Origin of the sequence: Stenotrophomonas sp. YAU14A_MKIMI4_1 (genome assembly GCF_003086855.1) — a bacterium.
Lineage (GTDB): Bacteria > Pseudomonadota > Gammaproteobacteria > Xanthomonadales > Xanthomonadaceae > Stenotrophomonas.
The window spans coordinates 3,922,390-3,935,568 of record NZ_CP025998.1; the positions used below are offsets into that span (position 1 = coordinate 3,922,390).

Annotated in this window: 10 protein-coding genes and 1 tRNA gene; 4 read left to right on the plus strand and 7 right to left on the minus strand. The window is 64.6% G+C overall.

All coding sequences use genetic code 11. The annotated features are described in order from the left end of the window. Positions 1-1,664 precede the first annotated feature (1,664 nt). From C1931_RS20355 to dtd, 7 genes are all read right to left on the minus strand, one after another. Entirely contained in the window at positions 1,665-2,129 is a 465-nt protein-coding gene (locus tag C1931_RS20355) for a hypothetical protein (RefSeq protein ID WP_199913891.1), read from the minus strand. A gap of 566 nt (positions 2,130-2,695) precedes the next feature. Then, positions 2,696-3,556 carry a hypothetical protein gene (locus C1931_RS17725; protein WP_159095515.1) on the minus strand — a complete coding sequence of 287 codons (861 nt, stop codon included), beginning with the start codon at positions 3,554-3,556 and terminating at the stop codon, positions 2,696-2,698. A 588-nt stretch (positions 3,557-4,144) separates the two neighbouring features. Next, positions 4,145-4,220, minus strand: a tRNA-Ile gene (locus tag C1931_RS17730). 44 nt (positions 4,221-4,264) lie between these two features. After that, positions 4,265-4,576: a hypothetical protein gene (locus C1931_RS17735; protein WP_108757265.1), complete on the minus strand. Its 312-nt coding sequence runs from the start codon at positions 4,574-4,576 to the stop codon at positions 4,265-4,267. Between the two features lie 216 nt (positions 4,577-4,792). Beyond that, complete coding sequence (gene yjjJ / locus C1931_RS17740) at positions 4,793-6,193, minus strand: type II toxin-antitoxin system HipA family toxin YjjJ (RefSeq protein WP_108757266.1); 1,401 nt, start codon at positions 6,191-6,193, stop codon at positions 4,793-4,795. A 247-nt stretch (positions 6,194-6,440) separates the two neighbouring features. Beyond that, positions 6,441-8,297 carry an RNA polymerase sigma factor RpoD gene (rpoD, locus tag C1931_RS17745; protein WP_108757267.1) on the minus strand — a complete coding sequence of 619 codons (1,857 nt, stop codon included), beginning with the start codon at positions 8,295-8,297 and terminating at the stop codon, positions 6,441-6,443. 90 nt (positions 8,298-8,387) lie between these two features. After that, positions 8,388-8,828, minus strand: a complete 441-nt coding sequence (dtd, locus tag C1931_RS17750) for a D-aminoacyl-tRNA deacylase (RefSeq protein ID WP_108757268.1) — start codon at positions 8,826-8,828, stop codon at positions 8,388-8,390. A 62-nt stretch (positions 8,829-8,890) separates the two neighbouring features. Between dtd and C1931_RS17755 the strand changes: the two genes are divergently transcribed. The 4 genes from C1931_RS17755 (at position 8,891) to C1931_RS17770 (ending at position 13,128) form a co-directional block, all read left to right on the plus strand. Further along, positions 8,891-9,811: a lauroyl acyltransferase gene (locus C1931_RS17755; RefSeq protein WP_108757269.1), complete on the plus strand. Its 921-nt coding sequence runs from the start codon at positions 8,891-8,893 to the stop codon at positions 9,809-9,811. A gap of 62 nt (positions 9,812-9,873) precedes the next feature. Then, positions 9,874-11,007 carry a GTP cyclohydrolase II RibA gene (ribA, locus tag C1931_RS17760; protein WP_108757270.1) on the plus strand — a complete coding sequence of 378 codons (1,134 nt, stop codon included), beginning with the start codon at positions 9,874-9,876 and terminating at the stop codon, positions 11,005-11,007. Positions 11,008-11,083: 76 nt separating this feature from the next. Next, positions 11,084-11,590, plus strand: coding sequence for a PH domain-containing protein (locus C1931_RS17765; RefSeq protein ID WP_108754275.1), 507 nt, complete (start codon positions 11,084-11,086; stop codon positions 11,588-11,590). Continuing rightward, positions 11,587-13,128 carry a PH domain-containing protein gene (locus C1931_RS17770; protein WP_108757271.1) on the plus strand — a complete coding sequence of 514 codons (1,542 nt, stop codon included), beginning with the start codon at positions 11,587-11,589 and terminating at the stop codon, positions 13,126-13,128. Before C1931_RS17765 ends, C1931_RS17770 begins: the two co-directional genes overlap by 4 nt. The last annotated feature ends 51 nt before the right edge of the window (positions 13,129-13,179 follow it).

Genomic DNA, 13,179 nt, shown 5'->3' on the forward strand with positions numbered 1-13,179 from the left:
CCAATGGCGGCTAAAACGAACCACAAGCGGCGCTTCGCTTCGGCCTTCGATCGGCAACTGGAGCTTCCCCTGCCGGTCGCACTATTGGATCACCTGCGGTCGCGTGGAGTGGGCAGCCGGGATGAGCGAGGTGGCGATCCGTGAGGGGCGCGAGGTCAACGCTCGACTGCGCCAAGCCTACTTCAATGCGCAGAACGAGCCCCAAGGGCAGCTGGGCGGCCCGGCGCCACATTCAGTCGCTAGGCCCGGTTGGCTCACGCGTCTGCTGCACTGGCTTGCCCGACAGTTCGATGGCTAAGCCGGCCATGACGGGCGGCGGACCGCCCAGGCCGCTTCGAGCTTACCTACAACTGCAGCACTGCCCAGTCTAGATCGCTTGCGCGATCTGCTCGTGTATGGCGGCCGTGCTAAGCAAAGCCACTCCAAGCGATTGATGCTGCCGCTATTCTCGGACTCGAGTTATATATATTTATATCTTACATATCAATAACTTGCATCAACACAGCAATAGATCTATACAGGTTCAATCAGACCGGACAGAGCGCGACTAAGCATGCCAAGCTCTCAGATCCCTCCCCCAACCGCCCCCCCACCGGGTCTTCTTGGGCGGCACCGTTACTCGGCGTAACCGTCCCCGACAGTCCCATCTTCTCTGCGGCGGACACAGCCAGACTATTGGGCTTTCCCACCAGAAAGGCCCTCGCAAAAGCGCGCCGAACCGGACGGCTCACCATCAAGATGTTCCAGATTCCTGGGCGCAGAGGCTGGTTCGCTCGTCGCGAGGAGGTGTGCGCCTGGCTCACCAATCCCTGAACAGCGAGGGGGAGGCCCGATGAGCTAGCGAAAGCACGGGCCTTCAATAGAAAAGGCCGCACATTTGCAGTGTGCGGCCCTGGATACGGGAAACGGCTACTGGGAGAGGTCCGTGGAGCAGCCTCGGGGTCGCTGCATGTGTTCCTCAGCAACGTCAGCAGCCCTGCCAAGGACTGGGGAGAGCAACTTGGAGATATTCTTCACACGAGGCGGTGCCCGATTCTCCCGCGACTGACATCACTGATTGCGGTAGCTACTCACTTTGGTGTGGACATCGTGCAGCTTATAGCCTCGCCAGCCTCGGCAGCAGCCCAATACGGATTGGAAATTGGCAGAGCTTCACCGCGGAGGATACGCAGGCCGATTGACCACTTGCGAGCAAATCGTAGCGTGTGGTTTCGAAAGGAACTGGAAGCTGCCATCACCGCAGGCCCGCCCTACCCTTCTACGGATCAGTTCTGCCGCAGCCGGGACTACAGCGTCACACCTGCCAGAAACAGTTTTCCATGGCTTACCAGACAGCTCAGTGCCCTGCATCGTGAGTGGAAGAATGCCGAGAAGGAGCGGCAAACATTGGCGGCAGCAATGGCAATTAGGTCCCTGCTCCCAAGCACAGAGCACCGGTCTATCAGGTCTCTCACCCGCATGGCTGCCGAACTATCAGGCGCGCCGTTGCATGTCGTGCGAAAAGTACTATCAACGGAGAAGCGATGACGTAGCCCCTCGCTTCAATTAGGCCGTCTAATCTGTCTCGTGATGCTGCACTCAACACCGCTCAATGAAGATACGCACCCGGCAAGAAGGATCGAGCCTAATCGCTAGGCCCCTCAGCAGTGCAGAAGCGAGAAGGCTCACCGTCGTAAGAAGTCCTCGTGAAGATCATACTCTCTGAGGATGGCGGCTATATCTCTCCGTTGTGCTGATTTCTCAAACGTTACGGTGGAAGAAACTACAGAAGATTCTCCCCCTAGAACAAGTGCGCCTAGATCCCCAATCTCGACGCTATCAAGTGTGGGAAGCATGATATGAGCGATTAGCCCATCGAAGTAGAACCGATACATGTCTATCGGACGCTCAACATCATCAGTACAAGGCAGGTATTTGACATCCCGTCTTGGAGCATGATTGTGCACCGGCCCCAAAGTAGATAACTGAGTCAGCTGTATTGGATAGAAGCTCATTGGTGGCTCCAGTCCGTCTACCAGGGCTTTACGGATCACCTCAGCATCCGCAGCGGGAAGCGCAATCTCCTTGAACTCGCTGAGCTGGCTCTCCGCAGCCCGCCAGAGCAGACTCAAGAAGAAGATACGCAACATCTTCGTATCCATGTGGACCTGCCTGAACCCAAAGGGATCCTGGATCACGTCATGTAAGCTGCCAAGCGTCGTTGCCTCGCCCCAACTACTCCATACAAGGCGATGCTCCCTCAATGCCTCAATCGCCCGGGTGTCAATTTCGGACAGGATGTCCTCTCCCTCGCGTATGACAAGACCTTGGTCATACCAGCTACTGCAGCGCTGAGTAGGCCTCGTGCCCTCCCCATACTGAAAGAATGGGCCACCTTGTTCGCTGATCTTCGTCAACGCCTGTGGAATGATGTGCGACTTGACGAAACGCCCGGGCTTTCCGGTCAGTTTGCAGTAGCCATGCCTAGTTCGCTCTGTTTTGCTCCGTCTGCTGGCCATATCTGCAGTTGTTCCTATCGCCTCTTAGTTGGCTTCAAAGATCAGCTTCTAGTTCAACTCATCAGCCAGAGCAAGAACATCAAATGCGCGAACGCGGCCATAGTTCCTTCAGCCCCAGTGACATCTCCCACGTTCAGTTCACCCGCGCACACTGTCTCGGCCGTTTCATGGCTGAAGGCCTCGCGCTCCGCACTGGCCTACTTCGGCCTATTGCTCTTAGGACCAGGGCTGAACTTGGATTCTAAGCCTTGGCGCGCGTTTGCTACATCGGGAAAGGCTTCCACCATCCTGTCGGTGGCCACCTTCAGTATTTCAGCGCAGATGAGCATCGCGGCAATCAAGTAGCTGCGATCCGCGGCATTGTCTAAGCCTGAGCCACGACCGTTGGCCTCCATTCGGTAGAACGACATAGGGTGGATGTGGGAGTGCTGTGACCACAGATCCCAGATTACGTCGAACTGCGCCTTCTTCATTCCAACCATTTCCACCAGCTGGGCCCGATCCAGGAACCAAGCCTTCTTACCAGACAGACACTGTGACCGAACTTGTTGGGCCAGATTTTGAAAGAAGGGAATGGTTTTCAAGCGCGCGATTAGTTCCTCCCTCTGCCGCTCAAACCCTCGTAGTTGCTCCGGATCGTCCGCGAACATCTTGACGCGACTGCAGCAGTCGTTGAGTTGTAGCAGCGTGATCCGCGCACGGCCTTCTTCAAGGTCTTCATTGGTCGGAGATATGAGGTAATGGAAGAAGAGGTTTCCTTCCAAGATCGCACGAGCATGGCATGCAATTGCATGAAATCCCCATTGAGCATGGTCACTTTCAACCCACCGGGACAGCGGCGCGGCACGTACAGCAGACGTACCGTGGGCACACATGCGGGCAAAGACATAGGTCGCGTATCCCATGCAGGGTCCCGCCATCCTCCCGGCTTGGGCCTGTCCGACGGCTACCGCCTCGCACACGGCCTCATCTAAACATCCCAGAGCCTCCTCATAATCCTGCCGCCCGGGTTCCTCTTTTTCGCTCAATCGTTGAGCGAACGCCTCAGCTTTGCTCATCTCGTCTCCGTACGTCGGCCGTTCAGCTACTATCACGCCCCCCCGCCCAGGGCGCTGTCGGAACCACCCTACAACGACCACAGCGCAAGGCTATCAGATGGTCTGCGGTATAATTGGACCTCAGGCAGGAGGTACCCATAATCAGCAAAGTTCAGCGCCAGCAGGCACTGATTGAAGCCACAGCTTCGCTCCGCCTGGAAGGCCTGCCTATTTCATGCCGGGATGACGATCTTTATGCAGCGGCCGTTGATGGACGGCGCGTTGGGGAGTTGCGCGATGCCGTATTGGCTCGTGTCCGCGCCGAGTTGGCGTCAATGACGACATCCGCGATCCCATAGGGACGGCGGGGCCTTAAACGCCCCATCTTGATCTTGCTGCGTTGGGCCGATCACCGGCTTCTCGGGCTGTCTCGGCCATGTCCGACCAGCAGTTGGCTTGAGTCTTATGACGACCTCATCCCGGATCAGTGAGTCCGAACTCCGCGATCATCCCGCGGAAGGGGCGTCTTATGGTCGTTTTACCATCATAAGTTGTCCAAAACGGCCAACTTATGCCTGCAAGAACATAGGGCGACGAAAGATGATCAACTGGTGGGCCCACCAGGATTCGAACCTGGAACCAAGGGATTATGAGTCCCCTGCTCTAACCGTTGAGCTATAGGCCCTGCGCAGCGCCACAGTGTAGTGGAGCCTGCCCGTCCCTCGCTACTCAGCCATCAACGGCAAGCACGCTCGCCACCTGCCGCAACCGATCTTCAGCAGCCTCTGCGTACACCTGCATCTGCCGCAGATGCTCACAGAACAGGGCCACGGCGCGCCTAGCCCCCTCCAACCCCGGCCGGTTCTCGCCAGCAAATCCTTCAACCAAACCCGCGCCAGACTGCGTCAGCAGCGCGAACGTCGCTCGCCGGGCAAAGCCCCAGCGATCCTCAATCTCGTCCCGCATCACGTCATTCCAGTCCAGCAGCGGCAGGAAATCGGGAAAGTCTCGATCCGCCTCAACGGGCTCAACATCATTCATGGCTGTACTCCAGATGCAGGATCAATCGAAGCAACAGCCCGCCCCAGGAATGGTGCGGCGTGTTGCGCGTCTGCATCGGTACCGGGGTGTCCGATCCGCCTACGAGGTGTGCTGAGCACCTGCCAAACCAGCGTGCGGCAGCCAGAGGAAGAATTCAAACGGCAGAAGCGACACCGAAACAATCCGCCGGGCATGGCCCGGCGCTACCGGGCAGGTTCACCCAAACCGCGCGCCCATCGCCCGCACGCGCTCGGCATTCACCGCCGCCAAGGCACGCAGCCCGGCCGAGCCCACGCGCGCCTCCCCCGCCGCGCGCTCCCAGAACTCCGCCGCCAGCGGCACCGCCCAGCGCAGGTGTTCCAGCTCGCCGCTGCCACGCGGTGCCACGGCGTCCAGCGGCGCATCCTGCCTCAGCACGCCCAGCCGCGACGGTGCCAGCGACATCGGAAGCATGTCGTACGCCGGCGCCAAGGGCAGCGCGCCGCGGTCCACGAAGTGGAAACCCACGTTGCCCTGGTGCATGTCGGTGTTGCCGATCAGGCGACCAAACGCATGCAGCCGCGCCATGGCCTGCACGGTGCGCGCCGACAACCAGCCCATCGCCTGCAGTTGCGCACCGGCAGAGGGCCAGTCCAGCGTGGCTTCGCCGGTGAAGGCGGCCGACAGCGCCAGCAGCGAGACGAAGCCACGCCGCCCCAGCAGATCGGCGGTGCGGTCGAACCTCTCCACTTCCAGGAACGTATGCGTGGGTGTCTGCAGCAGCTCGCTGTGGGCGGCATTCATGCCGGCGCCGCGCAGGGTCTGCAGGGCCAGGTGTTCGCAGACCAGCAGGTCGGCCCAGCGCTGTGCAGCGTCGCCTCCCTCGGGTTGGGCGAACTTCACCAGTACCGCGCGTCGCCCGCCTGCGCTTTCCACGGTGGCGGTGAACTTGGGCTGCTCGCCGCCCGGTGATGAGCCCACGTCTTCGCCGGCCAACGCAGCACGCGCGCGCTCGGGGTACTGGCGCGCGCGGTCGGTCGCGTCCACGCGGTCCGGGGGTGCGTCCAGTGCAGCCAGAGCCGCCTGCACTGCGTCCCCGCCCAGCAGCAGATCGCCGATTTCGGTGCCCCCGCCCTGCACCAGCGCCGTCAGCACGTCATCGCGCTGCCATCGGTTGAGGTCAGTCGGCAGGCCAAGCGCGCGGCCGCGCCCATGGGCGAAGCTGCGGCCCAGGAAGCCCTGCGGACGCAGGTCGTCCAGGTACCAGGGCAGACCGGGGAAGAATCCGGCCAAGTCGCCCTCGGGCGCACGCAGCAGGTTTGATCGCGCGCGGCTGGCGTCCACATGGAAGGTGTCGCCACTGAGCGCGACCAGCCGACCCAGCTCTTCCAGCGTGGCGTCTTCGCGCAGCCGGTACAGCGGCCATTCGCTGCCCACGCGCGAGGGTTGCCGCAGCGCGTAAGCGGTGGCGCGGGTCTGGCCCAGGCGCACCACCTGGTCGCCACTGGCGGCTACCAGACGGCTCAAGGTCATGCGGTTCACGCCCAGCCGTTCGGCCAGGACCGCCGCCGACATTGGCTGGCCCGGGGGAAGCTGGGCGATCAGGTCCTGGGGCTGAAGCAGTGGCGGGCGGGCCATGGCAGGGTTTGCTGACGGAATAGTGTTACGTATTTAGCGCAAATGATCAGGCGCCGCAAGCATCCAATTATTCACAATTCTTTGTTTTAAAATGAATTACTCGAAAGCCACGGCAGGCAGATGCTCGAATAGTGTTACGTAAACAGTACGAATATCGATACAAATCCGCCGGGCATGGCCCGGCGCTACCCCCAAAAAAAACCCCGCCGAAGCGGGGTTTTTTCAACACATCAGCGCAACCCGGAAATCAGTCGATATCCAGGAAGCTGCGCAGCTGTTCCGAACGGCTCGGGTGGCGCAGCTTGCGCAGGGCCTTCGCTTCGATCTGGCGAATGCGCTCGCGGGTCACGTCGAACTGCTTGCCGACTTCTTCCAGCGTGTGATCGGTGTTCATGTCGATGCCGAAGCGCATGCGCAGCACCTTGGCTTCCCTCGGGGTGAGGCCGGCCAGCACGTCGCGCACGGTTTCAGACAAGTTGATGTTGGTGGTGTTCTCGATCGGGGACTCCACGTTGGTGTCCTCGATGAAGTCGCCCAGATGGGAATCCTCGTCGTCGCCGATCGGGGTTTCCATCGAGATCGGCTCCTTGGCGATCTTCATCACCTTGCGGATCTTGTCTTCCGGCATGTCCATTTCCTTGGCCAGCTCTTCCGGCGTAGCCTCGCGGCCGTACTGCTGGAGCATCTGGCGGGAAATGCGGTTCAACTTGTTGATCGTCTCGATCATGTGCACCGGAATACGGATGGTGCGTGCCTGGTCGGCAATCGAGCGGGTGATCGCCTGGCGGATCCACCAGGTGGCGTAGGTCGAGAACTTGTAACCGCGGCGGTACTCGAACTTGTCCACGGCCTTCATCAGGCCGATGTTGCCTTCCTGGATCAGGTCGAGGAACTGCAGGCCACGGTTGGTGTACTTCTTGGCAATGGAGATGACCAGGCGCAGGTTGGCCTCGACCATTTCCTTCTTGGCCTTGCGCGCCTTGGCTTCGCCGTAGGCCATGGCACGGCTGATTTCCTTCAGCTCTTCCAGGTCCAGCTGGGTCAGCTTCTCGATGTCGATCGTCGCCTGCTGTTCGGCAATGATCTGGTCCTTCACTTCACGCAGGGCCGAAGACCACTTCTGCTTGCGCTTCAGTGCGTCTTCCACCCATTCCAGGTTGGTCTGGTTGCCTTCCCAGGAACGGATGAAGTCCTTGCGCGGCATGCGGGCCGTGACGGTAGCCAGGTTCAGCACGCGGCGCTCGTGGCCCTTGATGCTGGCCATGGTGTCGCGCAGCTGCTTGGTCAGCACGTCGGTCAGCGGCAGCGGCAGCTTCAGGGTGACGAACACGGCCGACATTTCTTCGCGCAGGCGCGGCAGGTTCTTCTTGTCGTTCTTGCCGGCAGCCTTCTTGAAGGCATTGAAGGCATCGCTCAGCGCCTGCATGCGCGCAGCGACTTCTTCCGGGTCCGGACCGGTCGGTGCGGCTTCTTCATCGCCGCCGTCGACATCATCGTCCTCGTCCTCGTCGCCATCGGCGTCAGCGTCGTCGCTGTCATCGGCGGCGGCGGCAGCCGGCGGCGCCGGCTCTTCGTCGGCCAGGTCGTTGAAGCCGACGATCACTTCGGCCAGGCGCTTCTTGCCTTCCTTGTGGGCTTCGTAATCGTTCAACAGCGATTCGACCGACACCGGGAACTGGCCCAGCGCGGCCTGCACCTGCGAAAGGCCTTCCTCGATGCGCTTGGCGATGGCGATTTCGCCTTCGCGGGTCAGCAGCTCGACGGTGCCCATTTCGCGCATGTACATGCGCACCGGGTCGGTGGTGCGGCCACCTTCGGTGTCCAGCGCGCTCAGCGCTGCGGCGGCTTCTTCGGCCGCGGTGTCGTCGACCTCACGGTTGCCCGTGTTGCCGTCGTTCAGAAGCAGGGTTTCCACATCCGGCGCAACTTCATGGACATCAATGCCCATGCCGTTGATCATGCCGATGATGTCTTCGATCTGTTCCGGATCGACCATGTCGTCCGGCAGATGGTCATTGACTTCGGCGTAGGTCAGGTAGCCCTGTTCCAGGCCCTTGCTGATCAGTTGCTTGATTTCGGATTGGGCAGGACGTTCGTTGGCCATGTAGTGCTCGCGCCACCGGCTAGGGAGAAATAGGGAACGTAGCATTATACCAGCCCGGGGCCCGGCCTGCCGGGCGGTGGTCCCGGCGGCCTAGGGCCTGAGGAGGAAGGTCACGGGACCGTCATTGACCAGGCTGACGACCATATGGGCACCAAATCGGCCCGTTTCCACCCCCGGGGCATGATTTTCACGGCAGATATCGACAAATCGATTGAACCCGCGTTCAGCCTCGTCCGGCGGAGCGGCACTGGTGAAGCTGGGCCGCATGCCCGAACGGGTGTCCGCAGCCAGGGTGAACTGGCTGACCAGCAGCAGGCCGCCGCCGGTGTCGCGCAGCGAGCGGTTCATGCGCCCGGCCTCATCTGCGAATACACGGTAGCCAAGCAGGCGTTCGGCCATGCGCTGCAGCTGCGCCTCGGTGTCGCCCGGTTCCATGCCCACCAGGGCCAGCAGGCCCGGGCCGATCTGCCCCACCGCTTCGCCCTCTACGTGGACGGCGGCCTGGCTGACGCGCTGGATCAGGACGAGCATGCGGGGGCTTCCTTTGAACACGGCCGGCCACGATAGCAGCGCCCTTGGCTAAACTGGGGGCGATGAATCCGCAACGCAAAGCCCGGCTGGTCTACCGCGCCACCTCCCTGTTCGCCCGCCTGCCCTGGCCGCTGCTGCGGGGGTTCGCGCACGCCCTGGCCTGGGCGTGGATCCGCCTGGACGCCCGCGAAAGCCGGGTGACCCGCCGCAACCTGGAACTGGCCTACCCGGAACTGGACGCGACCACGCGCACCGCCCTGCACCGCCAGGTGCTGCGCTCGACCGCGCTGCAGGCCATCGAAACCCTGCGCCTGTGGAGCCAGCGCCCGGCCGACAACCTGCGGCTGCACCTGAAGGAGCGCCATGGCCAGGTCCTGTACGACGCCGCCCTGGCCAGCGGCAAGGGCGTGATCGTGGCCGCCCCGCACTTCGGCAACTGGGAGCTGTTGAACCAGTGGCTGGCCTCGCGCGGGCAGATCGCCATCGTCTACAAGCCACCGGAAGACGAGGCCGGCGATGCCTTCCTGCAGCTGGTGCGCGGCGGCCAGAACGTGCAGCAGGTGCGTGCCGAAGGCCCGGCGGTGCGCCAGCTGTTCAAGGTACTGAAGGACGGCGGTGCCACCGGCATCCTGCCCGACCAGCAGCCCAAGGCCGGCGACGGCGTGTTCGTGCCGTTCTTCGGCGTGCAGGCGCTGACCATGACCCTGGTCAACCGGCTGGCCGAGCGCACCGGCGCGACCGTGCTGTACGGCTGGTGCGAACGCATTGGTCCGGACATGGAATTCGCCCTGCACATCGAACCAACCGACCCGGCCGTGGCCGACCCGGACCCGCAGGTGGCCGTGGCCGCCCTCAATGCGGGCATTGAACGCATTGCCCGGCGCGACCCTTCGCAGTACCAGTGGACCTACAAGCGCTATACGCTGCGGCCGCCGGGCAGCGGCGAAGACGACCCCTACGCCACCGAAAAGCACCCGCACTGACGGCCGGACGCCGGCGATCGCGCTATGTTGAATACGACGCCGGCGCCCCCATAGAGACTGCGATGTCCGCCTCCCCCGGTCCTTCCATGCCTGCTTCTTCTCTGTTCGGCGACCCTGCCGCGATCCGCTGCGAACGCGCGGTGGCCGAACTGCGTGCCGGTCGCCCGGTCCTGCTGCACGACGGCCAGGGCCAGCGCCTGGCGGTGATCGCGCTGGACAGCGCCACCGCCAGCAGCTTTGCCGCCTTCGCCAACGCCGCCCAGCAACGCCATTACCTGTTCCTGACCGCCACCCGCGCCCGCGTGCTGGGCGTGGAGGCCGCGCACGGCGCGCGCCTGCCACTGGCCGGCATCGCCTTCGATGCGCTGCCGTCGCTGGGCTACCTGCGCGAACCCGGCCCGATGCCCGATGGCTGGAGCGCAGGCGATGCTTTCGACGCCGGCGCCGTGGAACTGGCCCGCCTGGGCCTGCTGCTGCCGGCCATGGTGGGGGTGCGCCTGGCCGACGACGACCGCACCTTCGACGGCGCAGCGGAAGTGGCCCTGTGCGATCTGGCCGAAGGCGCCGCCCATGCGGCCCACGATTACGAACTGGTGGCGCGTTCGCCGGTACCGCTGCGCGATGTGGGCATGACCACCTTCGCCGTGTTCCGCGGCGGCGTGGCCCAGCGCGACCAGGTGGCGATCATCGTCGGCGAACCCGACCTGTCGGCCGTAGTGCCGGTGCGCGTGCATTCCTCGTGCCTGACCGGCGACCTGTTCGGTTCGCTCAAGTGCGACTGTGGCGACCAGCTGCGGCGCGGCCTGCGCAAGCTGAAGGAACTGGGCGGCGGCGTGCTGCTGTACCTGGACCAGGAAGGCCGCGGCACCGGCATTGCCGCCAAGATGCGCGCCTACGGCTACCAGCACGACGGCCTGGACACCATCGATGCCGACGCGCAGCTGGGCTTCGGTGCCGACGAGCGCCGCTACGGCAGCGCGGTGGCCATGCTGCACGGCCTGGGCATCACCCGCGTGGCCCTGCTCAGCAACAACCCGACCAAGGCGCAGCGCCTGCGCAATGCCGGCATTGAAGTGCTGGACTGCATTCCGGTCACCGGCGAGATCACCGCCGAGAACGAGCAGTACCTGCGCACCAAGGCCGACCGCGCCGGCCACCTGCTGGATGTGGATGCGTTGATCCAGGCCGCCCAGTAACGCGGCCGATTTGCTACCGTCAGCGCGGTGCGGCTGCGGCCGCCACCGCCCGCCCTGCTGCCCGACGGATGCCTGCGTGACCGACCTGCCGATTGCCGACCCTGCGCCGCCCCTGGACCACTGGCAGCCGCTGCCCGCACGTGCGGCAGTACTGGCCGCATTGGAAGGCGCGTTCGGCGGTGTGTTCATTCCCGGCGCCCCGCTGGCCGCGGCCTGCTGGTTCTTCGATGCCCCCGGTGGCCTGTGGAGTGCCGGTGCCGCCCTGCTGGCCGGCGTGCTGTTCGGCGCATGGATCGGCCACCGCCGCACCCGGCGCACACGCTGGCGCCTGGACGCACAGGGCCTGGGCCTGCGCCGCGACCTGATGTGGCAGCTGGAAACGCGGGTGCCGGTGTCGCGCGTGCAGCACCTGGACCTGCGCCGTGGCCCGCTGGAGCGCCGCGCCGGGTTGGCCACGCTGATCGTGCACACCGCCGGCACCCGCATGAGCGCGGTCACCGTAAACGGCCTGGACCAGGCCGATGCCGAACGCCTGCGCGACACCCTGGCCCACCAGCTGGACCAGGACGCCGACGCCCTGTGAGCCAGCCACCGCCCCTGCCTGCCGCGCTGCCCACCGGCGGCCAGGACCAGCGCCTGCACCCCTGGTCGTGGCTGTTCGTGCTGCTGATGCAGCTGCGCCATTACTTCCTGCCGTTGGTGGCGCTGCTGGTGTTCGGCCAGCGCGGCGACCGCGACCCGATGTGGGCGCAGCTGATTCCACTGGGCGCCATCGTCGCGCTGGTACTGGTGTCGGTGCTGCAGTACCTCAGCTACCGCTACCAGATCGGCGCCGATGCGATCACCGTGCGCAGCGGCCTGCTCGCGCGCAACCGGCGCGAAATTCCCTTCGCCCGCATCCACAACGTGGAAGTGCGGCAGAACCCACTGCACCGTCTGTTCGGGGTGGCCGAACTGCGCCTGGAATCGGCCGGCGGCGTACGCCCGGAAGCGGAAATGCGCGTGCTGCGGCTGGACCAGGCGCTGGCGCTGGAACAACTGGTGCGCCAGCGCGGCCAGGCGCCACAGGCCGTGGCCGACGATCAACCGCAGGCGGTCGCGCCGGACGATGCGCAGGACCACGTGCTGCTGCGCCTGTCCAGCTGGGACGTGCTGCGCATGGGGCTGTTGTCCAACCGCGGCTGGGCGCTGGCGGTGGCCGCCTTCGGCCTGCTGTTCCAGACCGTGCCACGGCCGGTGATGGACGATGCGATCCAGCGCGGTGGCCGCCAGGCGTTCGGCTTCGTCAGCCACCTGCACCCGGGCACCACCGGTGCGCTGCTGCTGGCGGCCAGCGTGCTGCTGCTGGGCTGGCTGGCGCTGCGCGTGCTGTCGGTCGCGCTGACCCTGCTGCGTTACCACGGCTTCACCCTGAGCGAGCGCGAGCGCCGCCTGACCGTGGCCACCGGCCTGCTCAGCCGCACCCGCAGCAGTGTGGCGCGGCGCCGCATCCAGGCCTGGACCCTGCGCGAAAGCACCCTGCACCGTTGGTTCGGGCTGCGCCAACTGCGCATCGACAGTGCCGCCGGCGGGCCCTCGCGCGACGACGACCGCGCCCTGCGCGAACTGGCGCCGCTGGCGCCGGCGGCAACCTGCGACGGCCTGGTGCAGCATCTGTTGCCGCAGCTGCAGTGGCCACCGCCACAGTGGCAGCCGGTGCGCCAGCGCGGCTGGTGGCGGCTGGCGCTGGGCAGCCTGTTGCTGGTGCCGCTGCTGGCGGCCGCGGCGTACTGGCGCTGGGGCACGTTCGGGCTGGCCGTGCTGGCGTGGCTGCCGATCGCCCTGTTGGCCGCGCACCGGCAGATGGCGCGCATGGGCTGGTACCTGGACGACCACTTCGTGGCCGTGCGCGGCGGCTGGTGGAAGCGCTGGTGGCGCTGGGCCGAACTGGACAAGGTGCAGGCGCTGCGCCTGCGCCGCACGCCGTTGGACAAGCTGCTGGGCACCGCCAGCCTGCAACTGGATACGGCCGGCGCACACGGCGATGTGGCGCTGACCCTGAACTACCTGCCGCAGGCGCAAGCGCAGCAACTGATGGAACAACTGGCCCACGCCCTGGCCCGGCGCAAGCTGCGCTGGTGACGGCCGCCCCCGGAAGCGCCATCCACGCATGGCGTGGATCTACTGGAAACG